General features: G+C 60.2%; 22 protein-coding genes and 3 tRNA genes. 11 read left to right on the plus strand and 14 right to left on the minus strand.

The genetic code is table 11. The features are described from left to right. Window positions 1–125 precede the first annotated feature (125 nt). From uvrC to Aeroheme_RS07875, 5 genes are all read left to right on the plus strand, one after another. Window positions 126–1976, plus strand: a complete 1851-nt coding sequence (gene uvrC, locus Aeroheme_RS07855; protein WP_411167029.1) for an excinuclease ABC subunit UvrC — start codon at window positions 126–128, stop codon at window positions 1974–1976. Window positions 1977–2242: 266 nt separating this feature from the next. After that, window positions 2243–2797 carry a CDP-diacylglycerol--glycerol-3-phosphate 3-phosphatidyltransferase gene (gene pgsA, locus Aeroheme_RS07860; protein WP_025327475.1) on the plus strand — a complete coding sequence of 185 codons (555 nt, stop codon included), beginning with the start codon at window positions 2243–2245 and terminating at the stop codon, window positions 2795–2797. A gap of 181 nt (window positions 2798–2978) precedes the next feature. Next, a tRNA-Gly gene (locus Aeroheme_RS07865) sits at window positions 2979–3054 on the plus strand. 35 nt (window positions 3055–3089) lie between these two features. Beyond that, window positions 3090–3163: transfer RNA gene (locus Aeroheme_RS07870), tRNA-Cys, on the plus strand. A gap of 41 nt (window positions 3164–3204) precedes the next feature. Continuing rightward, a tRNA-Leu gene (locus Aeroheme_RS07875) sits at window positions 3205–3291 on the plus strand. A gap of 222 nt (window positions 3292–3513) precedes the next feature. On the opposite strand, the gene Aeroheme_RS07880 is transcribed toward Aeroheme_RS07875, so the two are convergent. Both Aeroheme_RS07880 and Aeroheme_RS07885 read right to left on the minus strand, forming a co-directional pair. Continuing rightward, window positions 3514–3723 carry a hypothetical protein gene (locus Aeroheme_RS07880; RefSeq protein WP_163147247.1) on the minus strand — a complete coding sequence of 70 codons (210 nt, stop codon included), beginning with the start codon at window positions 3721–3723 and terminating at the stop codon, window positions 3514–3516. Window positions 3724–4360: 637 nt separating this feature from the next. Beyond that, window positions 4361–4510 carry a hypothetical protein gene (locus Aeroheme_RS07885; protein ID WP_163135033.1) on the minus strand — a complete coding sequence of 50 codons (150 nt, stop codon included), beginning with the start codon at window positions 4508–4510 and terminating at the stop codon, window positions 4361–4363. A gap of 240 nt (window positions 4511–4750) precedes the next feature. On the opposite strand from Aeroheme_RS07885, the gene Aeroheme_RS07890 reads away from it, so the two are divergent. After that, window positions 4751–5374: a glutathione S-transferase family protein gene (locus Aeroheme_RS07890; protein WP_411167030.1), complete on the plus strand. Its 624-nt coding sequence runs from the start codon at window positions 4751–4753 to the stop codon at window positions 5372–5374. Between the two features lie 207 nt (window positions 5375–5581). On the opposite strand, the gene Aeroheme_RS07895 is transcribed toward Aeroheme_RS07890, so the two are convergent. The 4 genes from Aeroheme_RS07895 to Aeroheme_RS07910 form a co-directional block, all read right to left on the minus strand. Then, window positions 5582–5830: a GlsB/YeaQ/YmgE family stress response membrane protein gene (locus Aeroheme_RS07895; protein WP_106887912.1), complete on the minus strand. Its 249-nt coding sequence runs from the start codon at window positions 5828–5830 to the stop codon at window positions 5582–5584. Between the two features lie 119 nt (window positions 5831–5949). Then, a complete protein-coding gene (gene lpxH / locus Aeroheme_RS07900; RefSeq protein WP_411167031.1) occupies window positions 5950–6678 on the minus strand; it encodes a UDP-2,3-diacylglucosamine diphosphatase in 729 nt (242 codons plus the stop codon). Beyond that, on the minus strand, window positions 6675–7388 hold the full coding sequence (locus Aeroheme_RS07905; RefSeq protein ID WP_411167032.1) for a DUF4269 domain-containing protein: 714 nt from the start codon (window positions 7386–7388) through the stop codon (window positions 6675–6677). The genes lpxH and Aeroheme_RS07905 overlap by 4 nt, the downstream gene beginning before the upstream one ends. Then, a complete protein-coding gene (locus Aeroheme_RS07910; protein WP_025327420.1) occupies window positions 7378–7875 on the minus strand; it encodes a peptidylprolyl isomerase in 498 nt (165 codons plus the stop codon). Before Aeroheme_RS07910 ends, Aeroheme_RS07905 begins: the two co-directional genes overlap by 11 nt. Window positions 7876–8078: 203 nt before the next feature. Between Aeroheme_RS07910 and cysS the strand changes: the two genes are divergently transcribed. Beyond that, window positions 8079–9455, plus strand: a complete 1377-nt coding sequence (gene cysS / locus Aeroheme_RS07915; protein ID WP_411167033.1) for a cysteine--tRNA ligase — start codon at window positions 8079–8081, stop codon at window positions 9453–9455. 692 nt (window positions 9456–10147) lie between these two features. Here cysS and Aeroheme_RS07920 read toward each other — a convergent pair. Further along, window positions 10148–12001, minus strand: coding sequence for an ATP-binding protein (locus Aeroheme_RS07920; protein ID WP_411167034.1), 1854 nt, complete (start codon window positions 11999–12001; stop codon window positions 10148–10150). Between the two features lie 1417 nt (window positions 12002–13418). Here Aeroheme_RS07920 and Aeroheme_RS07925 point away from each other — a divergent pair. Further along, entirely contained in the window at window positions 13419–14459 is a 1041-nt protein-coding gene (locus Aeroheme_RS07925) for a sensor domain-containing diguanylate cyclase (RefSeq protein ID WP_171268873.1), read from the plus strand. 113 nt (window positions 14460–14572) lie between these two features. Beyond that, window positions 14573–14860, plus strand: a complete 288-nt coding sequence (locus tag Aeroheme_RS07930; RefSeq protein WP_139751440.1) for a hypothetical protein — start codon at window positions 14573–14575, stop codon at window positions 14858–14860. Between the two features lie 263 nt (window positions 14861–15123). On the opposite strand, the gene Aeroheme_RS07935 is transcribed toward Aeroheme_RS07930, so the two are convergent. The 7 genes from Aeroheme_RS07935 to Aeroheme_RS07965 all read right to left on the minus strand — a co-directional run bounded on the left by Aeroheme_RS07935 (window position 15124) and on the right by Aeroheme_RS07965 (window position 20499). After that, window positions 15124–15402: a hypothetical protein gene (locus tag Aeroheme_RS07935; RefSeq protein WP_408752747.1), complete on the minus strand. Its 279-nt coding sequence runs from the start codon at window positions 15400–15402 to the stop codon at window positions 15124–15126. Window positions 15403–15775: 373 nt separating this feature from the next. Continuing rightward, window positions 15776–16549 (minus strand): substrate-binding periplasmic protein, encoded by a 774-nt coding sequence (locus Aeroheme_RS07940; RefSeq protein ID WP_411167230.1) that lies wholly within the window; start codon window positions 16547–16549, stop codon window positions 15776–15778. A gap of 163 nt (window positions 16550–16712) precedes the next feature. Beyond that, entirely contained in the window at window positions 16713–17210 is a 498-nt protein-coding gene (locus tag Aeroheme_RS07945) for a GDYXXLXY domain-containing protein (RefSeq protein WP_139744178.1), read from the minus strand. Continuing rightward, on the minus strand, window positions 17207–18214 hold the full coding sequence (locus Aeroheme_RS07950) for a DUF4401 domain-containing protein (RefSeq protein WP_411167035.1): 1008 nt from the start codon (window positions 18212–18214) through the stop codon (window positions 17207–17209). Before Aeroheme_RS07950 ends, Aeroheme_RS07945 begins: the two co-directional genes overlap by 4 nt. Beyond that, window positions 18207–19145 carry a DUF2157 domain-containing protein gene (locus Aeroheme_RS07955; RefSeq protein WP_408752749.1) on the minus strand — a complete coding sequence of 313 codons (939 nt, stop codon included), beginning with the start codon at window positions 19143–19145 and terminating at the stop codon, window positions 18207–18209. Before Aeroheme_RS07955 ends, Aeroheme_RS07950 begins: the two co-directional genes overlap by 8 nt. A gap of 210 nt (window positions 19146–19355) precedes the next feature. Further along, the gene (locus Aeroheme_RS07960) at window positions 19356–19913 is read right to left on the minus strand and encodes a TMEM165/GDT1 family protein (protein ID WP_234568446.1); all 558 of its coding nucleotides are present in this window, start codon (window positions 19911–19913) and stop codon (window positions 19356–19358) included. A gap of 256 nt (window positions 19914–20169) precedes the next feature. Next, window positions 20170–20499, minus strand: a complete 330-nt coding sequence (locus Aeroheme_RS07965) for a translation initiation factor (RefSeq protein WP_163149208.1) — start codon at window positions 20497–20499, stop codon at window positions 20170–20172. 119 nt (window positions 20500–20618) lie between these two features. Here Aeroheme_RS07965 and Aeroheme_RS07970 point away from each other — a divergent pair, with 119 nt between their 5' ends. Then, a complete protein-coding gene (locus Aeroheme_RS07970) occupies window positions 20619–20846 on the plus strand; it encodes a FeoA family protein (RefSeq protein WP_025327407.1) in 228 nt (75 codons plus the stop codon). Continuing rightward, on the plus strand, window positions 20843–23113 hold the full coding sequence (gene feoB, locus Aeroheme_RS07975; protein ID WP_411167036.1) for a Fe(2+) transporter permease subunit FeoB: 2271 nt from the start codon (window positions 20843–20845) through the stop codon (window positions 23111–23113). The genes Aeroheme_RS07970 and feoB overlap by 4 nt, the downstream gene beginning before the upstream one ends. Window positions 23114–23121: the final 8 nt, after the last annotated feature.

Here is a 23121-nt window from a genome sequence, read left to right on the forward strand (position 1 = left end):
GGTCCGTTTTCGCCCTTAGTGTTGAGTCGAGTCGCCGATGATCCCCTCTCCCGAACCCCTCTTCGACAGCCAGGCGTCGTCAAGCGCCGTTGCCTGCCATGTGGATCTCTGCCGCCGGAGACCGCATGACGACCTCTGAACCTCTCTTCGACAGCAAGGCGTTCCTTGCCGCCGTCACTCACCAGAGCGGCGTCTACCGCATGTATGACGGCGGTGGCACTGTCATCTACGTGGGCAAGGCCAAGGATCTGAAAAAGCGGCTCGCCTCCTACTTTCGCACCAATGTCGACAGCATCAAGACCCGCACCCTGGTGCGCCAGATAGCCGACATCCAGGTCACTGTCACCCACACAGAGACAGAGGCGCTGATCCTCGAGCACAACCTTATCAAGCAGTACCAGCCGCGCTACAACGTGCTGCTGCGGGATGACAAATCCTACCCCTGGATCATCATCACGGCGCACCAGCATCCCCGCATCGGCGTGCATCGCGGTGCCCGCAAGGTGAAGGGGGAGTATTTCGGTCCATACCCCTCCGGTGGCGCGGTGCGAGAGAGCCTGCACCTGATGCAGAAGATTTTCCCGGTGCGCCAGTGCGAGGACGCTGTCTATGCCAACCGCACTCGCCCCTGCCTGCTCTATCAGCTCAAGCGCTGCGCCGGCCCCTGCGTGGCTGGGCTGGTGAGCGAGTCGGAATATGCCCAGCAGGTGGAGCTGGCCAAGTTGTTCCTAGCGGGCAAGAACCAACAGGTGATAGGGGAACTGGTGGGCAAGATGGAGTCCGCCAGCGGCGATCTGCGCTTCGAGGAGGCGGCCCGCTACCGGGATCAGATCCAGGCCCTGCGTCGGGTCACCGAGCAGCAGTCGGTGAGCGGCAACGTGCTGGATGAGCTGGACGTGGTGGGGGTGGCCTTCGATCAGGGGGCGGCCTGCATCCACGTGCTCTTCATCCGTCAGGGCAAGGTGCTGGGTTCCCGCAGCTACTTCCCCAAGGTGCCGAGCGATACGCCGCTGGAGGAGGTGGTGCAATCCTTCCTGCTGCAGTTCTATCTGTCGGGGCAGGGGGGCAGGCAGATCCCGAGCGAGGTGCTGCTGGATGTGGCGCTGGAAGACGAGGCGGTGATAGCCGAGACCCTGAGCCAGACCGCAGGTTACAAGGTGCGGGTGCAAAGCCGCACTCGGAGTGAACGGGCCCGCTTTATCAAGCTCGCCTCCATCAACGCGCAGACGGCGCTGCGCTCGCGCCTGGCACACAAGAGCACCATCACAGCCCGCTACGACCAGCTGGAGGAGTTGTTGGAGCTCGAGACCCCCATCGCCCGCATGGAGTGTTTCGACATCTCCCACACCATGGGGGAGCGCACCGTCGCCTCTTGCGTGGTGTTCAACCGGGAGGGGCCGCTCTCATCGGAATACCGCCGCTTCAACATCGACGGCATCACGGGGGGCGATGACTACGCCGCCATGGAGCAGGCGCTGGAGCGCCGCTTTGGCAAGCAGCAGGAGCCGGACAAGGTGCCTGATGTGCTCTTCATCGACGGCGGCCTCGGCCAGCTGCGCCGCGCGGAGGAGATCCTGGCCCGCCAGCTGGAGTTTCTTGGCGGCAAATACCCGCTGCTGGTGGGCATCGCCAAGGGGGTGACCCGCAAGGCGGGGCTGGAGACCCTGATCCTGGGGGAGAGCCACGAAGAGCTGCACTTGCCGGCAGATATGCCCGCTTTGCACCTTATTCAGCACATTCGCGATGAATCCCACCGTTTTGCCATCACAGGCCACAGGGCCCGCCGAGCCAAGGCCCGCACCACCAGTACCTTGGAAGATATTCCCGGGGTGGGGCCCAAGCGGCGGCAGGCACTGCTCAAATACCTGGGCGGCCTGCAGGAGGTGAAGAAGGCGGGAGTGGACGAGCTTGCCAAGGTGCCCGGCATCAGCCAGGAGCTGGCACAGTCCATTCACGACGCCCTGCACTCGCTCTGACCCGGGATAAAGAGTGTTGTTCAGGAGAGGCGATACCCAGGAGCGGGTCTGACCCGGGCCACCTCGAGTGGGTGGCATTTGATGTGGATCCCGCAAACCGGCCCCGGCAGCACAAGAGCCGTGACGCAGGGGGCCCGCAAATGCCATAATGGCATGCATCCTGAGGTTATTGATGGATTAATAGACCAAGGCGGGCGCCTGTCCGGTTGCAACGGTGATCGGCTTGGGGCTACCATGTAGCGGCATACAAGAAGTGGCTGAAAATAATGACAAATATTCCTAACCTGCTGACGTTTTTTCGGATTTTGCTCATCCCCGTCTTCGTCATCCTGTTCTACCTTCCCTATCAGTGGTCCTACATGGCGGCTGCGCTTGTCTTCATCCTGGCGGCCGCGACCGACTGGTTTGATGGCTACCTCGCCCGCAAGCTGAACCAGTCCACCGCCTTCGGCGCCTTCCTCGATCCCGTTGCCGACAAGATCATGGTGGCGGCCGCCCTGGTGGTCATCGTCGAACACTACAACACCATCTGGGTCACCATACCGGCCATGACCATGATTGGCCGCGAGATCATCATCTCCGCCCTGCGGGAATGGATGGCGGAGCTCGGCAAGCGCTCCTCGGTGGCGGTCAGCTGGATTGGCAAGTGGAAGACCATGATCCAGATGGTGTCGCTCACCGGCCTCATCTGGCAATACGACATCTGGATGGTGTGGCTCGCCTACGTGCTGCTCTATGTCGCCACTGTGCTCACCTTCTGGTCCATGTTCCAGTACATGAAGGCCGCCTGGGGCGATCTGACCTACCACTCCCGCTTCTAGTCCGCCCATGGGCAAATGGCCGTTTCCTTGCCGTTGGGGCAGAGAAACGGCCATGAGTGGCAAAAGTGTGGGAGAAGGGCAAAAAATGCCCGAACGATCAGAGTATTAAATGTTTTTGGTTGACTGGACGAGGAACATCGCTAGAATGCGTTCTCGTAGTCAGGCAGTCAGCCAGACCGATGCGGGAATAGCTCAGTTGGTAGAGCACGACCTTGCCAAGGTCGGGGTCGCGAGTTCGAGTCTCGTTTCCCGCTCCAAATTCAGACAATAGAGAGCCAACTCTCTTTTGCATGGCGCGTTAGCAAAGCGGTTATGCAGCGGATTGCAAATCCGTTTAGTCCGGTTCGACTCCGGAACGTGCCTCCATATTGACAAGCCCGCGGCGCGGACTTGATACCGATTGCGGTGCCCGAGTGGTGAAATCGGTAGACACAAGGGATTTAAAATCCCTCGACGTTCGCGTCGTGCCGGTTCGATTCCGGCCTCGGGCACCAGTTATTGAAAAAAGCAATCAAAGACTTACTAAGGCCACTAGCGATAGTGGCCTTTTTGTTATTTCTAATTGGCGACAGAGTGGCGACAGCGATTTCGGTGGCCTGTTACTCAATTTCTTCCCTCCCAAGGTGTGGCCGGGTGCATTCCACACTACACGCGCTCTGCGTGGCGCTGTCAGGCGGATGGAAGAAGGCCCCAGGATGTGGGGCCTTCTTCCTATGCTACTCATCGAAGAGGAATCCCAGCAGCTGCGTTCTTCTGGATGAACCGCTCCAGGCCTCCAGCACACACAAGATTTCGTTGTGATCGGAGCCAAAGAGGGTGGAGTCTTCTACCAGCTCTTCAAGCACGCCATCATGCCCGCATTCCTCTAGCGACTTCCCACTGTGGGTAATGAGCATCTTCAGACGCTCCCTTGCATTTTCAGTCATAGGCGCCTCCAGACTTTGTTCAGAGAAGCGGACCATTTAATGATAGGGGAGAGTTGGCTGACCAGCGGTCTCTCTACTTCAAGCCGCTTGGCAATAGCCGGAAGATGTTGATGTTGCCCATTTTGAACCACAAAAGGTGCGCCTCCCGCTATTGCAACGCGCCGGCAACGGCTCGGTGCCCTTGTCCACGACAGGAGAGTCGTCATCGATTGGGGTGGTTATGTTTTTTCCGTCGCCACCAACGAGCAAGAAATCAACCAATTATTCCGCCAACGATCAGGAAACTCACCAATAAAATCGAAAAGAGGGAAAAGACGAATAAAAATAACCACTGCCGTTTTACTTTGATATTTAGCAATATCCATCTCCTGCATGTTATCGCGTGCTGCTCGTCGACACTGTAGCGACAGTGACTCTTGTCGAGAATAGGCGTTACCCCTAAAACTTCCGATAAAAGCCTATTAATGCGTTGTCGCGACATTATCTATCTCGCTCACGATAAGGGATTGTCTGGCCGGCGGATTGGAGGTCACCGACTGGAGAGACGAAAAGCGCCGGCGGGCTGCCGGCGCTTTCTGGTCTTGTCGTATTAGACGTTGGGGTCTGACTGAGCCTCGGCTTGCAGGAGATGGCCGCGTTAATAGGTCAGGTAGCTGCTGCCACCCCCGCTCTTGCCGCCGGCGTTGCTGCCGTCGTCCCCGGTCGGGGGAGGGCCCGAGCCGTCGGAGGAGGCGCAGGCAACCAGCATGAGCTGCGCTGCTATCAGGCAGATTTTCCATATTTTCATGATGTTGTCCTTTACTGCTTGGCCTGTCCCGCGGCCGCTCTGAAGGAGCCGGTCAAGCCGGGCAAGCAAGCATGAGTTTAGCCCACCGCCTCTTTTTCATCTGTGGCTCAGCCCGCTCAGGCCATGCCCCAGGGCGGCCCATGAGCCAGTTCCATGGGTCAACTGCAGTCATGGCTCTCCCCTTGACCGGCGCTCTCCCCTTGATGGAAGCTGGGGTCCTTCTCACACAAGGACGAAGACATGGTACTGATACTGGGCAAGGGGTCGTCAATCAATGTGCGCAAGGTGTTGTGGACCTGCGCCGAGCTGGATCTCCCTTTCGAGCGGGAGGAGTGGGGGAGCGGTTATCAGTCCACCCGGAGTGCCGAGTTCCTGGCGTTGAATCCCAACGGTATGGTGCCGGTCATGATAGATGGGGACTTCACCCTGTGGGAATCGAACAGCATCATCCGATATCTGGCGACGCGCTATGGTGACGGCGCGCTCTATCCCGCCGAGGCGCGGGCAAGGGCCAGGGTCGATCAATGGATGGATTGGCAGTCGTCGGACTTGAACCGCGCCTGGAGCTACGCCTTCATGTCGCTGGTCAGGCTCTCCCCCGCCCATCAGGACAGCCAGGCGATGGAGGCGAGTTGTGCCGAGTGGTCCAGGTATATGCAGATCCTGGACAGGCAGCTCGAGGCCACCGGCGGCTATGTGGCCGGGAGCCGCTTCTCGCTGGCGGACATTCCCGTCGGCCTGTCGGTGAATCGCTGGTTCCATACCCCCTTCGAGCGCCCGCCACTCGCGGCGGTGAGCGATTACTACAAGCGATTGAGCGAGCGCCCCGGCTTCTGTCTGTATGGCAATAACGGGATGCCATAGACGGAAGCACTAGGTTTGCACCAATGCCGCACCCGCCAACCTCGATAGATCAGCGCCTCGCGCCAGAACCCCGGCGCCTGGGTTGGGCTGCCAGCTGCGCCGGAGGCGAAAGGGGCGGAGCGCCCATAAAAAATCCGAAACCCAAGGTTTCGGATCCTGGCCCGGGGGGCATACACATCGAGTGCTGAAAGAAACGGATTCAGCGGCTCAGCTGCGGATCTTGTTGTAGAAAAACAGCACTATCAAGGCACCCACTGTGGCGATAAGTATGCTCGGCAGGTTGAAGCCGGTCACCGTTCCCATGCCCAGCAGGGTGCCCACATAGCCACCCACCATGGCGCCTATGACCCCCAGGATCACCGTCATGAAGAAACCGCCCCCATCCTTGCCCGGCATTATCCATTTGGCCAGGATGCCGACGATCAATCCCAATACAACCCAAGTAAGAAATCCCATCATTTAGTCCTCATTTGTGTGCACAGACACAGAGTATATGCAGGGTTCTGCGTTGCATCCTGCTCGGGGAGGGGGACAGACGTTGTCATATGGGCACCCCTCATCCCCGAGGGGGACCGTCACTCGGGGAGGGGGCGACTCTCGAGGCGCTGATCCTGCGGGGAGCAGCTCAGCACGGATCCTTGCTCGAACCAGTCTCCCAGCACTATGCGCCGCGCCGGCTTGCCGTCCAGCATGAAGTCATGGACGGCGGGTCTGTGGGTGTGGCCATGGATAAGTAGCTGGCAGCCATGCTGGCGCAGCAGCGCATCGACCGCCGCCGGGGTCACATCCATGATGGTCTGTGGTTTGCCGGCATTCTCCATCTGGCTCTGGCCCCTCATCTTGCAGGCGATGGCCTGGCGGCGGGCCAGCGGCAGGCGCAGGAAGAGCCAGCGCAGCCATTTTTGCTGGGTGATGCGGCGAAACTTCTGATAGCCCTCATCCAGGGTGCAGAGCAGGTCCCCGTGGCTCAGCAGCACCCGCTCCCCGTAGAGATCGATGACGCAGGGGTCGCCAAGCAGCGTCATGCCCGCCCGTTTGGCGAAGGCCTTGCCCAGCAGGAAGTCGCGGTTGCCGTGGATGAAGTAGATGGGCACGTCCTGCCGGCTCAGGGCCAGGAAGGCCTCGGCCACCTGGTGGTGGAGCGGGTTGGGATCGTCGTCGCCAATCCAGAATTCGAACAGATCTCCCAGCACATAGAGGGCATCGGCCTTGGGGGCGTCGCTCTCGAGAAAACGCACCAGTGCGGCTGTCATGTCGGGCCGCTGGGCGCACAGGTGAATGTCACTGATAAAAAGGGTGCTCATGATGTGGGATGAGTGCTCTTGATGGGATCCGGGCAAAGGAGGGCAGGGGAGTCTGCCGGGGTGGACGAGTCGCACTGGGACTGTGCCTGCCAGTGGAGCTCGGCAAGGTCGCGCCCCTCCAGGGTCAGCAGCGCGGCGTAAGGATCGCCGCCAAGGCCAAGCAGACGGCAGATGGCTGCCTCTCCCTTGAGCCCTGCCTCGAGGCGAAGGCGCAGCACGGCCTGATAGAAGTCGTGACCAAAGTGCTCCAGCAGGGCGGCCATCAGGCTGAGGTGACGCCAGCCGTTGAGCGTCTCAAGCGGTGCTTGGGTGACATAGAGCTCCACCGGCCAGCGCACCTGGTCCGGGCCTGTCAGGGTCTGCTCCAGCAGCCACACCTGGTGCCCCTTGTCGCTGGCCGTCCAGCCCTGCTCACGCAAGAGGGCGGCGAGGCGCGCGGGATCAGGGTGCTGGCAGAGGATGTCGAGATCGCTGCCGGGCCGATCGAGCCCGATGGCGACAGTGCTCACCAGCGCCAGGTCCTGGCACAGGCGCCCCAACGCATCCCAGCAGCCTGCGCTGAGCAGGGCATGGGCGGAACGCTGGCGGGGATTGCCCAGGGCCAGATAGTCGAGGCGGCGCCAGTTGGCGGGGGTGGCCTGCGCAGATGGAAAAACTGCGGCCGGGGCCGCAGTTATATCAGTGCGCAGAAGGCGACAATCACTCAGCAAGGGTCACCTTGGTGATGACGACGTCTTCGGTCGGCACGTCTTGATGCATGCGGCCGTAGTTGCCGGTCTTGACGCCCTTGATCTTGTTGACCACGTCCATGCCGGCGGTGACTTCACCGAACACGCAGTAGCCGAAGCCCTGGGTGGTGGGGGACTTGAAGTCCAGGAAGTCGTTGTTGTTCACGTTGATGAAGAACTGGGCGCTGGCGGAGTGCGGCTCCGAGGTGCGGGCCATGGCGATGGTGCCAATCTTGTTGGACAGGCCGTTGGCCGCCTCGTTCTTGATGGAGGCGCGGGTCTCTTTCTCTTCGAAGCCAGGGGCATAACCGCCGCCCTGGATCATGAAGCCGTCGATGACGCGGTGGAAGATGGTGTTGTCGTAGTGACCGTCACGGCAGTATTGCAGGAAGTTGGCCACGGTCTCGGGGGCTTTTTCCGCGTTCAGGGTCAGGGTGATGTCGCCGTGGTTGGTGTGCAGAGTAACCATGATATGTCCTTTCAAATGTTGCGCGAGCACGAAGCCGGCTCGCGGCTGTTGCATGGGCTATGGCCTAAAGTGGTGGCAATTCTAGCCCATCAAGGGGCTGCGGCATAGATGGCATGGGGGATCCGGCGCTTTTTCTGCCTCGTTTTCTCCACCGGATGCGGTTAGAATGTCAGGCCATTTTACTCACAGGCAGTGGTCATAAGATGCTGAAGATATACAACACACTCACTCGTCAAAAAGAAGAATTCAAACCTATCCACCCGGGCAAGGTGGGCATGTATGTGTGTGGCGTCACCATCTACGATCACTGTCATATCGGCCACGGTCGCACCTTCGTCTCCTTCGATGTGGTGGCCCGTTACCTGCGTTACGCCGGTTACGATCTCACCTATGTGCGCAACATCACCGACGTGGATGACAAGATCATCAAGCGCGCCGCCGAGACCCGGGTCACCTGTGACGACCTCACCGAGCGCCTGATCGGCGACATGCATCAGGACTTTGATGCCCTCGGCATGCTGCGCCCGGACATCGAGCCCCGCGCCACCCAGCACATCCATGAAATCATCGCCCTGGTCGAAACCCTGCTGGAGAAAGAGCACGCCTACGTGGCGGACAACGGCGACGTCATGTTCATCGTCGAGTCCTATGCCGACTACGGCAAGCTGTCCGGTCAGGATCTGGAGCAACTGCAGGCCGGCGCCCGGGTCGACGTGGTCGAAGCCAAGCGCAACCCGCTCGACTTCGTGCTGTGGAAGATGTCCAAGCCCGGCGAGCCGACCTGGGACAGCCCCTGGGGCCCGGGTCGCCCCGGCTGGCACATAGAGTGCTCCGCCATGAACTCCAAGCACCTTGGCAACCACTTCGACATCCACGGCGGCGGCTCGGATCTGCAGTTCCCCCACCACGAGAACGAAATAGCCCAGTCCTGCTGCGCCCACGGTGGCGACTACGTCAACACCTGGATGCACAGCGGCATGGTGATGGTGGACAAGGAGAAGATGTCCAAGTCCCTTGGCAACTTCTTCACCATCCGCGACGTCCTGGCCCATTTTGACGCCGAAACCGTGCGCTACTTCCTGATGTCCGGCCACTACCGCAGCCAGCTCAACTACTCGGAAGACAACTTGAAGCAGGCCCGCGCCGCCCTGGAGCGGATGTACACCGCCCTGCGCGACCTGCCGGTGGCTGTCGCCGCCGGTGGTGACGAGCAGGTGGCTCGCTTCGTCGATGCCATGGACGACGACTTCAACACCCCGGAAGCCTACTCCGCCCTGTTCGACCTGGTGCGCGAGATCAACCGCCAGAAGGCCGAAGACATCAATGTCGCCGCAGGCCTGGGTGCCCGCCTGCGCGAACTCGGCGCCGTGCTCGGCATACTGCAACAAGACCCGGACGCCTTCCTCAAGGGTGGCGAAGCGGACGACGAAGTGGCCGAGATCGAGCAACTGATCGCCCAGCGCAATCAGGCCCGCGCCGACAAGAACTGGGCCGCCGCCGACGCCGCCCGCAACCGTCTCACCGAGATGGGCATAGTGCTGGAAGACAGCGCCGGCAAGACCAGCTGGCGCCGTGCGTAAGATCGGTGGCTCTGTTGGAGCCAACCGGTTGACCCAATAAAAAACCGCAGCCCTTGGGCTGCGGTTTTTGTTTGTGGCCTGCCGTGAAGCCTCAGCGGCTTTCGGTCTGCTTCCCTCTCCCCTTGCGGGAGAGGGCCAGGGTGAGGGGAGCTAACGTCATTCGTCGGCTGAATGCCAGCCAATGAATGGCATGGCTTCGCCATGCAGGACGCGAGGGCGGTGCCCTCGACAGGGTTTCGCCCGCCCTTCGGGCTGGGGTGAGTGACTTTGGAAAGACCCGCTCTCTTTGGCAAATAACACCAAAGGTCTTCTCCCCCGACAAACCGCCCGCTTCGCGGGTTCCCTCCTCTCGTCCAACGGGTCGGACGGAGCGCCGCAGACGGCACATCCCTGTGCCGACTGCGGCTGCGCCATCATCCCTGATGGCGCTCCTGACCCGTTGAGCTCGACTCGGCGGTTTGCAGGGGGGACCAATACCGTGCCCGCGCGTGGCTTTAGTTGACACTTTGACTATCTATCTTTCCTTGCTGCGAAAAGGGTTGGATAAGAGAGTTCTAATTTGGGTAGATAACGGTTTGGGACATAGAAATAAGGACCGCAGCCCAAGGCGGCGGTCCTTATAGTGGAAAAAATTTAAATATTACTTGTGAAAGCTGAACTGTGAGTAAAACACTGCAGTCATTAGAATATTATTAGTTCAATCGCTCATTAATTTTTTCAAACCATCCTGAAATTTCATTATATGCATCTAATTCTTTAAAGTCGTCAATGCTCATGAGTTTTGCTGCCTGTTGGGATAGTATATTTTTGATAGTTCCTTGCCCTTCTCCGATTATGTGAGGATTGCCATTTCTCTTGAGAGCTTTCAAAAACTCAGACAAATCACTTGGAATATTCTTATTATTCCAATCATTCAGCCAATCCCCCTCGGTTTTAACAAAGTCATCAGTGATGCCATACACGTTTTTAATATGCTTAGGATGAATGTAATTTTCAAGTTCATACTTCGTTGTTAAGGCTGCCCAACATCCATGTTTTTGGTTGACTTGTTCAACTGCCTGCATGTATTTTTTAACATCATTATCATAAATATGTACTTCAGGCTTATTTAATTTCGCAAGATAGTTTTTATTAACCCAGTGCATTAGAGTCCCACCACCAAGAGGAATGGCTAATATTCTATTATCATTTTTTAGATCTAAATCAAAGCAATCCCCTATATTGTTAAAAAAGTCGACGTCAGTCGGCCCTTCTAAACACAATATTACTTGTATGCTAGGTTCGTTAGCCGATGAAGATATGTCTGGAAGTATTCCTAAGGTTTCTACAATTTTTGATAAGTTGTCTTCTGAACCGATTTTGACTACTGTGACTCCATCCACTTTGTCGATAAATAGTACTTTATCTGTTTTTACTAAGCCAACAAGGGATGGACTGTGTGTAGTAATTAAAACTTGTGTATTTTTGTTTTCAGATAGCTCTAGCAGAGCATTTAAAAGTTCAATCTGCCATATAGGGTGTTGTGATGTCTCTGGTTCTTCTATGGCATAAATTACATTTCTTGACTCAGCATTTTTACGTTCTGCTTCAGCCCTGAAATAATTTAGTAGTATTAGCCTTCTTACACCACTACCTCTTTTGTTGATTGGAATGCCGTCATCGCAGTTAAATGAGAATGAAAATAATGAATCCCATGGTTTATTTGTCATCTCGGGGGTAAGTACATCTGCTATATCAGGATTCATTTCTTTGAGCTTCTTTAACGTATCCGAGCCAAGTTGCTCTGCCTTTACTCTTATCTTTTCCTTTACTTCCTCTAGTTCTTTTTCAAGTTGGCCAATAGCTGATTTGGTTATGGCTTTTAGTGGGTCTTGTACTTCTTTATCAGAGTCTTTGTTTGCTCTGTCGGACTGGAACAGGAAAAAAAGTGGCAAGTCGAATTTTAGAGAATCCCATATATTTTTACCGTCCTCTTTATCTATGGAAATTTCTATTTCTTTCAACTCTCCTAATTGTGCAACATCATAGATTGCCTTTCTAATTGATGAGCTTTTATTCTTTTTCACTGCGTCCACATCTAATGAGTCTTTGTATGAGTCTAGCGTTTTTTTGAGGTCTGTAATTCTCATTGTAATCAAGGGCTCAGGGAATCCTGAAGGATAGTTAGCAACAATGAACGTTTTTAATGACGCTGCAGTCAACTTATCTTTGGAGCAGTCCCATCGTTTTATTATGGTCAGATTTTTTTGAGAGTCTAAAAGAAACTCATTTCTTAAATTCGTGGGTACAGTATCAATAGTATATTCTTTATCATCAGGCTTGAAAGAAACTTGGATAGACATAAATGGATCGTCTATTACATAAACATTATGGTCATCAATGTCTATCTTGACAGTTTCATTGTTAAAGAAAATCTCTAATGCTTCAAGTATCGTTGATTTACCGATATCATTTCTTCCAATTATGACATTAAAACTATCATCAAACTCAACAAGTAGATCCTTATAGCCGCGGAAATTATTAAGTTGTAGTCTTGATATTTTCATTTTTTAATTTCCTTATGCAAAAACAAATGGTTAATAACTGCGGTGTTTTTAATTTTCCATCATGTGAGTCATGATTGTTGACTCTGCTCGTAGCTCGTAGCTCGTAGCTCGTAGCTCGTAGTTCGTAGATTAGTGAAGAGTGATCGGATGTTCGAAAAATAACGTTATATCACGGCTAAATGCTCACAACCTGGCCTTCAATATAAAGTTATTTCCCGATATTTCGGTTTGCCGCTTTTGTTGTACTCAATTCATTTTTGCACCAATGCAGCCAAGCTGATTTAGCTTATTGCATCGGCGCGACAATCTGATCTCACCTTGCTGGCGATTGAGGGGCTGAATAAGAGATAACGTCTTTCCCGACCTGCGAGCTATCTGTTAACTGGTCTCGGGGCTGCGGGTTGGGTGTTGCCCCCTGTTGTTCGCCGAGGTGAGCCCGTTTGGCCAGGCTGCGAGGCAGGACGACGAGCGAGCGCCGCTGGGCTAGGGGCCAAACCGGAATTGGACGAGCAACGCTCGGCCCGGTTTGGCGCAAGGACAAGGATGTCCACAGCGGACTTTGACCGACGCCAGGGATGGTGGAGGTCAAAGCCCATCGGCGCGTGCCGTCGGACAAAGGGGGGAACCGAGGGCACCCGACGCAGGAGGGCGAACAAGCGGGGGTGGCCTTTCTTTTGGTGACTTTTCTTTGGCCACGCAAAGAAAAGTCACTCGCCCAAGCCCGAAGGGCGGGCGAAACCCCGTCGAGGGCAACGCCCTCGTGTCCTGCATGGCGAAGCCATGCCAATCAGGCTAGTGACCCCTCACCCTAACCCTCTCCCGCAAGGGGAGAGGGGATGGTTACCGCGGACGATTACGCTCCGCTAATCGACCCTACTCGACCTTACTGGCGAAGCCATGCCAAAGAGGTTGGCGACCCCTCACCCTAACCCTCTCCCGCAAGGGGAGAGGGGATTGTTACCGCGGACGATTACGCTTCGCTAATCGACCCTACTCGACCCTACTTGTCCCGGGGCCGTCGGAAACCCCGTCGAGGGTGGAACCCTCGCACCTTGGCGCAGGCGCGGGATGCCGGGCTGGCATCCGCCAACGACGCTACCGCCCCTGGCTCTCGCTACCACAATGCGCCGCTGACCCGATGGGACAAAACAGGGGCCAACGGGCACCCACCCCCATCCTACGGAGCCGACGGGGCCCGATCCATGGATATTGCTGACTCAAGTGTCAGAATCGACAGGTTTTTTGCGCTGGTTCAAAGTTACGGTCGCACGCCTGGGGTGGGGCGGGGTCTCAGGCGTGACCTGCCAAAGTGTGAACGGGGTGGTATTTCCCCGGCCTACCCCTTTCTCGCACTTGTCTGGCGTGCCCCGGGTTGGCTAAGGTGGTCGCCCATCACATGCAGGCAGTGGAGAGAGGCATGGACAAGATATTGCAGACCCTGTCGGAGCGGGTCACGCAGGCGCGGGATCTGGAGAGCCTGACCCGGCCCTTGCTGGAAATGCTCGAGGCGGTGACCGGGCTGGAGTCGACCTATCTCACCCAGATTGATGTCGAGCAGGGCACCCAGAGCATCCGCTATGCCAAGAATGCCAACGAGGTCGCCGGGCTGCAGATCCCGGAGGGGATCACGGTGGACTGGAGCGATACCCTGTGCCGGCGCGCCATCGATGAGGGACGCATGTTCACCGACAACGTGGCCGAGTGCTGGGGCGATTCGGATGCGGCCAGGATCATGGGCATTCGCACCTATCTGAGCAGCCCGGTGCGCACCCCATCGGGGTCGCTCTATGGCACCCTGTGCGCCGCCAGCGCCGAGCGCAAGCCCTTCGTGGCGGGCTCAGAGCAGCTTATCGGCTTCTTCGCCCGGCTGATCGCCGAGCATGTGGAGCGGGAGCAGTTGCTGCAGCAGTTGCAGCAGGCCAACCAGGAGCTGGCGCGCCAGGCCCTCAGCGATCCCCTGACCGGCCTGCCGAACCGCCGGGCGCTGATGCAGGAGCTGACTCGCCTGTTTTCCCTGTCGGAGCGGGCCGGGCACCCTGTGCTCATCGCCTTTATCGATCTCGATGGCTTCAAGCAGATCAACGATACCCACGGTCACGAGGCGGGGGACAAGCTGCTGATCACTATGGCGCAGCAACTGTCGGCGGCCCTGCGCGGCGGCGATCTGCTGGCGCGGGTCGGGGGGGACGAGTTCGTCGTGGTGGGCATGGGGCCTCATCAGGGGCATGAGACGGTCGAGGGGGCGGTGCAGGGTTTCCAGCGCCGGTTGTTCGAGCAGAGCGTTTTTCAAGTGCCTATCCCCTCCCGGGTGCTGGACTATCCCGGCGCCAGCGTGGGGGCCGTGGCCATAGATCCGGCGCACACCAGCATAGACGACGCCCTGCGCCAGGCCGATGCGCGCATGTATGCGGTCAAGCGCCAGCGCCGCGCGCTGGAGGGGCGGGCAGGTTGCATCTGAGGCGCCCCTGCCCATGGCAAGGGGGCCAGGGGCCGCGGCTTTGATGCCGCGCATTGTTGCCCCCGCGCCCGGGATGCTAGGATGCGTCTCCCTCAACACAGGCACTCTCTACCATGGCAAACCGCGTTATCGGCCAGCTCCGCGCCCTGGCGGCGAAAGTGGCCACCCTCTTTGCGGAGCTTTCCGAGTTTCAGCAGCGCATCTGGGTGGTCAGCATCATCAAGGATGCCTACACAGACACCTTCATCGTTAACGAAGGCAGCTTCGAGGAGCCCATGCAGTGGATGCACCGCAAAGGCTACAGCGCCGAGATGCTGGCCCGGGTCGATGCCATGGCCCGCTCCCAGGTTGTCCAGCTGGAGCTCGGTGGGCAGTGCCACCGTCTGATGCGGGTCAAATAGATGGCCCGGGTCGATGCCATGGCCCGCTCCCAGGTTGTCCAGCTGGAGCTCGGTGGGCAGTGCCACCGTCTGATGCGGGTCAAATAGATGGCCCGGGTCGATGCCATGGCCCTCTCCCTGGTGGTCCAGCTGGAGCTCGGTGGGCAGTGCCACCGCCTGATGCGGGTCAAATAACGACCCTTTTTGGCCCAAAGGGCCCAAACCATAAGGTTCGGGCCACTCATTCTGCTGCCTGATGGCAACCCCTGGCGGGGTTGCCCGGGTCATGATTTCTCGGTGGTGCGCTCCGGTTTCAATGCCCCCGAGTAGACGCAGATGGCGGAGTTGTAACTGTTGTAGGCGACGGCGTAGTTGAAGTCGCAGAAATAGGCCGGGTGCTTGGTGGCCACAGTGTCACCCGCCTTGCATTTGTCCTGCATCCCCTCCACCAGAGAGTCATTGTTGGCGCCAAGACAGGCCTTGCCCGTGGTCTTGTCGCCACCGCACGCCATCAACAGGGCGCAAACCGAGATACTCATCAACCACTTCACTGTGCCTTGCATCTTCAATCCTGATCTGTTCAAACGAGATGCCGGTGCCATGGGCTCCGGGGTATAGGGAGATGGTGCCTGGGGGAAGGGTGCCCGGCGGCTTGCCGTCGTGCGCGCCACCAGGGGCGTTGCCGCAACGGCTTGGCCGCCATTGTGCCCCGTCCCCTTGCCCGAAGAGAGGGCCAACAGACTCCCGGCGTCATTTTACGGACCCAGAGCGCCCCCTGTCACCCCTGGGGGCGACCGGCGTCAGACATTCAATGGTGTTCGTGATGGGGGTCAAGGGTTGAGCGGGGCTGAGTGAAGAGAGCGGGGCTGGGCAAGGAGAGCGGTGCCCGGCAAGCGAGAGGCACATGGCGGGCCTCTCTGCTGGCATCGAAGGGCACTAGGGCACCGGGAAGTACTTGTGCTGGATCCGCTGGAACTCGCTGCTGGCCAGCACCTGGGTCAGGCCGTGCTGGAACTCCTTGACCAGGGCATCGTCCACCGGATGGCTGAAGGCGAAGCAGAACTGCTCCGAACTCAGCACCCAGCGCACCTCGAACTGGGCGGGATCCAGCTGCTGGGCCTGGATGAGATCCATCAGGGTGGCCTTGTTGCTGGAGATGAGGTCGACCCGGCCCGAGGTGAGCATCCGCAGCGCCTGGGGGAGGCGGTTGGCTGTCATTATCTTTTGCTCGTCGAAGCCGCTGTTGAGCAGCAGCTGCTCCCCCACATCGGCGCGCACGGCGCCTATGGTGTGCTGCTGGGCATCCTCCAGCCGGGCGATCTTGAGGGGATGGCTGGCCAGCCCCATCAGCACGATTTCGGCATAACCGATGGGGCAGGCCCACTTGAACAGGGGATCCCGCGCCTCGGTGCGGGCGGTGGCGAAGAGCACCACGTTGGGCTTCTGGGTCAGCAGGTAGTAGCCCCTGGCCCAGGGGAGGATGCTGATCTCCTGGGGCGGGGTGCCCGTCTTCTGCCACACCTGGTGCAGCAGCTCGATGGCAAAGCCGCTGGGGCTGCCATCTTCCCCGGTGAAGTTATAGGGTTTGTACTCTTCGGTGAGGTAGTGAAGCTTGCCAAGGGCCGGGCTGGCGCTGGCCTGCCCCATCTCCCCCGGCCCGCCCCAGAGTGTGGCTAAAAGTGTGGCCAAGAGGGCGGTTCTGTTCCTGATCCTTCCTATTCCTGCGCTCATCCTGACCGTCCTGCTGCCGAGTGCCCAGCTTCAAGTGTTGCCAAGCCACGGGGTTTCGCCACCCGAAGGGGCGAGCCATCGCCGTTGCTGTGCCAAGGCGTGGCGCAACAGGGGGGCGGCAGCGCGCTCCTGGGACTGCCCATCACCAGGCCGGGCGGGTATGGCCTATGGGCTTGAGGGCCTGATCGCGCAGGCCGACCAGCAGGGTTGCGCCGTCCGGTTGCAGCCTGAATTCGCCATAGCGCGCCTGCTCGTACTGGACGGCTGTCCCCTCCTCGAAGAAGAAGGCATCCGGCCCTATCCACCACTGGCCCTGCTGCCAGCGGGCCTGCAGCAGCCGCTGATCCGGGGCCAGGGCGTCGGGGGTGCCCCCCTCCACCCGCTGCGCTACTTGCTGCTCATCGAGGCGGATGACCAGGGTCTGAGTGGCGGCGCCCTCCTGACGCGGGCTCCCCAACTGGCGGGCGAGGGCGTAGCTCAGGCGCATGTAATCCCCCTGCATCAGGGAGCGGGGATCGACCGGGGCCAGCTCCAGCAGCACTGTCTCGCCGCTGCTCATGGCATGCTCGAAGCGCCAGACGGTGACATTGATGCCTACCAGGATGGCGAGGCCGGTCAGCAAGAAACCAAGGCGTCTCATGAGGCGATCTCCTTGCCGAGGATGTTCAACAACTGGCGGGCGCCGAGCAGCAGGGCCCCCGAGCCAAGCAGCAGCCAGGATTTGGTCATCAGGGTCAGCCCGAGATCGTAGTAGTAGAGGGAGCCAAAGCCGAGCAGCAGCAGGCCGGCCAGGGTCATGAGCCCCAGGCTCCCGGCATAAAAGCCGAGCACCAGCACCAGGGCGCCGGCCCCCATGCCGGGGATGATGGCGCTGATCACCACCAGGGGCAGGCCGTAGAGCAACGGCAGTTTCAGTTTCACCATGACCCCGAGCAGCAGGGCGGCGCAGAGCAGGGGATTGAGCATAAGCGGCAGGCGGGAGATCCCGAGCTCATCGAGCGCGCTGGTGCCGCCGTCCCAGAGTGGATGGTGCAACCGGCCCAGCACCAGCAGGGAGAGCGCCAACCCCAGGGTCAGGGACTCATAGAGCGAATGGCGTTCTGGGTCGCGTTCGGCCTGCAGCCAGCAGAAGGTGAGAGCGGCCATCACCAGCGGCAGGGCCAGCAGTTGCAGGCCGAGGCAGGCGAGCCCCATGGTCAGCAGGATGGCGACGGCGAAGCTGTGGAAGAGGCGAACCAGCCAGTGCTCGAACAGGGCGGCGATGGCCAGCGACAGCAGGGCCAGTCCCAGCCAGAGCGGGGCCGAGTGGGGGTCAATCTGGTCGATGAGGCCATAGAGCAGCCAGGCATCGGCCGCGAGCGCGAGCGCCAGCACGAACTGATCCCAGAGATCGCTACGCGGGGCCAGGCGGTTGAGGCCGAGGGCAGCGGCCATCAGCAGGGTGCCCATGAGGAGGGCGTGGTTCGCTTCGCGGATCAGGCTCTCGAAGGCCATGAACAGGAAGAACAGCAGGAAGAGGGCGGCCAGCCAGCCCACCATGCCGAGCAGAAAGCGGCTCGACCAGTGGGGTTGCTCGTCTTGGGGGGCGTCGCCCTCCACCAGATGGGCGGCCCGCAGCCTCTCCCAAGGACTCAGATCAGACATGCTGCCTCCGTTGTTGTTGCAGCCAGCGGCTGGCCGCGACCGAGAGGCCGATGGCAATCAGACTTAGCAGCAGGAAGCCGTTCATGTCGGGCTCCATCCACTTGCCAAGGGCCGCCAGGATCACGGCGATAAGGCTCAGGCACCCCATGGCGAGCCCGGCGATAAACCTGTGGTGCCAGCGCAGGTAGGCGGCGCCAAGCCATGCGAGCCAGGCGGGCCAGACCCAGGGGGAGGCGGCATCGAACAGCGCCAGCAGGGCCAGCAGGGTGACCCCGAGCCCGGCGGCCAGCCCCGGGAGCCAGGAGGGCATGAGCCCGAGCCGCGCGGGGGCCAGGATGAGCGCCCCCCAGAGGGCGGCGTTGAGCAGGGTCAGGCACCAGCCGAGGGCCTCCTCATTGAAGGAGAAGAAGAGATCGATGAGGCCGAGCCGCCAATAGAGCACCAGCGCCAGCTGGCCGAGCAGCCAGCAGAGCGTCCAGAGCAGGGGGCTCCTGCCGAGCGCCGCCAGGGGCAACAGCAGCAGGGCCCAGGTGGCGAAGAGTTGCCAGGGATCGGCACCTGTCTGGTAGGTCTGACCCACCAGGGCCAGCAGGGCACCTATGTTGAGGGCCACCGCCAGCAGCAGGGCCTGGCGCGGGGTGTCGGCCAGGGGCTTGCGCCAGAGCACCAGCAGCATGGCGAGCAGGGGCAGCTCCAGCAGGGCGAGGCGGGAGAGGCGGCCCAGCGCCTGCCAGTTGAAGGCGACGAAGAACACCAGGCCAGCCCCCAGGCAGAGGCAGCCGAGCCAGAGCAGCAGCCTGTCGAACAGCCACTGCCAGCGCACGGGGGCCGGGGGCAGATCGCAGAGGGCGAGGGCGGCGGGCAATGACTCCCGGGGGAGACGACCGCGTCTGACCCAGTCGAGCAGGGTCTGTCTTGAGGTGACGAGCATGGCGAGGCTCCTGGTGCCGTCGTGCCTGAATGGTAAGGCATTATGGCACGGCGCCGCGTCCCGGGGCAGACCCCGGTGGCGCTGATGCGACAAGGAGGCAGGACGCAGACGACAAAAAAGCCCCGACCGGGAGGAGGGGGCTCTGATGACGGGCAGAGGGGGATATGGCTGGGTGCTCACGCCAGTCCCATCCCCCTCGTTGCTGGCGCGTCAGACGAAGATCAGGGTGCTGGCGCCCAGGCCCACGAAGAGGATGGCGCAGGCGATGCGGATCCCCTGGAGGGGCAGCTTGTCGGCCCCCAGCTTGCCAAGCAGCACCACGGGCACGTTGGCCAGCATCATGCCGAGGGTGGTGCCCGTGATGACCTGAGTGAGAGAGTCGTACTTGGCCGCCAGCAGCACAGTGGCTATCTGGGTCTTGTCGCCTATTTCGGCGATGAAGAACAGCACGAAGGTGGCCATGAAGGGGCCGTATTTGTCGAGGGAACTCTCTTCATCGTCCATCTTGTCCGGCACCAGGATCCAGACCGCCATGGCGATGAAGGCGCCGGCGACCAGCCAGGTCATCACCTTGGGATCCATCCAGCGACTGATGAACTCCCCTATCCAGGCGGCACCCGCATGGTTGAGCAGGGTAGCGACCAGCATGCCGGCGATGATGGGCCAGGGTTTGCGAAAACGACAGATGAGCAGCAACGCCAGGAGCTGGGTCTTGTCGCCGATCTCGGCGATGGCCACGCTCAGGGTTGAGGTTAACAAGGCTTCCATAAATATGACCGGGGGACGGAATTGTTATAAACCAGAGACAAGCCTGCGCCATCCGTCCCCGGTATTGGCACTGGCCCGTCAAAGGTCTTGTCAAATCCGGCATTGCCCGGATCACCCTGACCATGGTGAGTTGGCACCAAGTATGTTGATCAGGGTCGCGCACCGGGTTGGCACCCGTGGCGAGACTACTCCCCCTCGATGGGAGCCGGCATTCTAGGGAAAAACGTCCTCTGAAGCAAGGCGTGTGGCTGGGGGATCACCCGCCCACCAGCTTGACTTGAAAGCCGGCTTTCTCCAGCTCGGCCTTGATAAGGTCCCGTTTGTCCCCCTGGATCTCGATGATCCCCTCCTTGAGGCCGCCGCCGGTACCGCACTTCTTCTTGAGCAGGGTGGCGATGGTTTTCTGCTGGTCGGCTGGCACGCCGTGGATGGTGATGACACCGGCGCCCTTGCGCCCCTTGGTCTCGCGGCGGATGCGCACGACCCCGTCGGCGGGGAAGGGGGAGGCGCTCTGGGTGGGGGCGGATTCCTTGATCATGCCGCCGTCCGTGCTGTAGACCAGGCGGCTGTTGTTGTCGTGACTCATGGCAATACTTTGTCGGTTAGCTAAGCGGAGTTTGATTTTACGCAAATAAATGTTGAGGGCACAGCTTATAATCCTCCCACTAAAAGCGAATTATTCTTGTTTAACTTCAGGAGCCCGTCATGGTACTCACAGAGTTGTCGCCGGGGCAGCGTGCTCGCATCAAGAACATGAACCATCTTGGCCGTACCTTGCGACGCAAGCTGATGGTGATGGGGCTCCTGCCCCAGACCGAGATCCTCTATCTGCGGGCGGCCCCCCTGGGGGATCCGCTCCAGATCCAGTGTCAGGGCATCTGCCTCTCCATGCAAAAGAGCCTGGCCCAGCAAATCGAGGTCGAACCGGTATGAACTACTCCCTGGTAACCGTAGGCAACCCCAACAGCGGCAAGACGTCCCTGTTCAACGCCCTGACCGGTGCCCGCCAGCAGGTGGGCAACTGGAGCGGGGTCACCGTCGACAAGAAGATGGGCGAGTTTTCCGCCAAGGGGCAGGATTACACCCTGGTGGACCTGCCCGGTATCTACTCCTTGGCCAATCAGGAGGCGAGCCTGGACGAGCAGATCGCCAGTCGCTTCGTGCAGGGCCAGCAGCCGGACCTGCTGCTCAACGTCATCGACGCCGCCAACCTGGAGCGCTCTCTCTATCTCACCCTGCAACTGCGGGAGCTGGGCCTGCCCATGGTGGTGGTGCTCAACAAGATGGATCTGCTGCAAAAGCGCCGCATCACCATAGACGAGGGGTTGCTCGGTCAGGCACTCGGTTGCCCCGTGGTGTCGCTCTCGGCCCACAATCGCCAGCAGGTGGCGGCCTTCAAGGAGCAGATCCACCAGTTCATCGGCCAGCCCCAGCCCGCCCTGGTGCTCGATTACGGTCAGCCGCTGGAAGCCGACATCGCGGAGCTTGAGACCCTGCTCGCCCCCCACCACCTCAATGACCGCGGCCGTGCCCTGCGTCTGCTGGAGGAGGACGTTGTCATGCAGGAGACCCTGGCGGCGGGTCAGCAGGCGGCGGCCGACAACGTGGTGAGCCGGGCCCACCACGCCCAGGACATAGATCTGCAACTGGCTGACTTGCGCTACGGCCACATCCACCACTGGTGTCAGCAGGCGTGCCGCCATCAGGACAAACTCACCGTCGCCCAGAGCGAGCGGCTGGACAGGGTGCTGCTCAACCGCTGGGTGGGCATCCCCTTCTTCCTGCTGGTGATGTACCTGATGTTCATGTTCGCCATCAAGGTGGGCAGCGCCTTCATCGACTTCTTCGACATCCTGGGGGGCGCCCTGTTCGTGGACGGGGTGCATCACCTGCTGGGGCTGGTGTCGGCACCCGACTGGCTGGGGGCCGTGCTGGCGGACGGCGTCGGCGCCGGTCTGCAGACGGTGGCGACCTTCATCCCCGTGGTGGGCTGCCTCTTCCTGTTCCTCGCCGTGCTGGAGAGCTCGGGCTACCTGGCCCGCGCCGCCTTCGTGGTGGATGCCCTGATGCGCCGTCTGGGGCTGCCCGGCAAGGCCTTCGTCCCCATGCTGATGGGCTTTGGCTGCACAGTGCCCGCGGTGATGGCGACCCGCACTCTGGGGTCGGAGCGCGAGAGGCTGATGACCTCGGCCATGGCGCCCTTCATGTCGTGCGGCGCCCGGCTGCCGGTCTATGCCCTGTTTGCGGTAGCCTTCTTCCCCGAGTCGGGCCAGAACCTGGTGTTCGGCCTCTACCTGCTTGGCATACTGGTGGCCGTGCTCACCGGCCTCTTCCTGCGCAGCACCCTGCTGCCGGGCAAGAGTGACTCCATGGTGATGGAGATGCCGGACTACGAGTGGCCCCGTCCGGTGGACGTGGGGCTGCGAACCTGGCAAAAACTCAAGGCCTTCATCTTCGGCGCGGGCAAGACCATAGTACTGATGGTGGCCGTGCTGAGCGTGCTCAATTCGCTGGGCACCGACGGCAGCTTCGGCAACCAGGATCAGGAAAACTCTGTGCTGAGCAAGATCAGCCAGTCGGTGACCCCTGTGCTGCACCCCATCGGGATCCGGGAGGAGAACTGGCAGGCCACGGTCGGCATCCTCACCGGCATCTTCGCCAAGGAGGCGGTAGTGGCCACCCTCAACAGCCTCTACGCCGGCAGCGCCGGTGACGAGGAGGAGAGTGAATACTCCCTGCTCGGGAGCCTGAAGGAGGCGCTGGCCACCATTCCCGCCAACCTGGCGGACATAGATCCCGCCGATCCCATGGGGCTCAAGGTCGGGGAGCTGGCAGATCAGCAGGCGGCCGCCGAGGCCCAGGAGGTGGATACCTCCACCTACGGCAACATGCAGACCCACTTCGACGGGGCGGCCGGTGCCTTCGCCTACCTGCTGTTCGTGCTGCTCTACATGCCCTGTGCCGCCGCCATGGGCGCCCTGGTGCGGGAGACCGGCCGCCAGTGGGCCCTGTTCACCGCCGCCTGGTGCAACTACATGGCCTTCATGTGCGCCACCCTCTTCTATCAGCTGGCGACCTTTGCCGCTCACCCCGAGCAGAGCCTGCTCTGGACCCTGAGCTACGGGCTCTCCCTGCTGCTGCTGTGGTGGTTCGGCCGCCGCCACGGGGACATAGTCGCCCGCAAGGTGGTGACCCTGTGACGGCGCAA

The sequence above is a fragment of the Aeromonas sp. DSM 116730 genome, assembly GCF_046581335.1.
Taxonomy (GTDB): Bacteria; Pseudomonadota; Gammaproteobacteria; order Enterobacterales; family Aeromonadaceae; genus Aeromonas; species Aeromonas rivipollensis.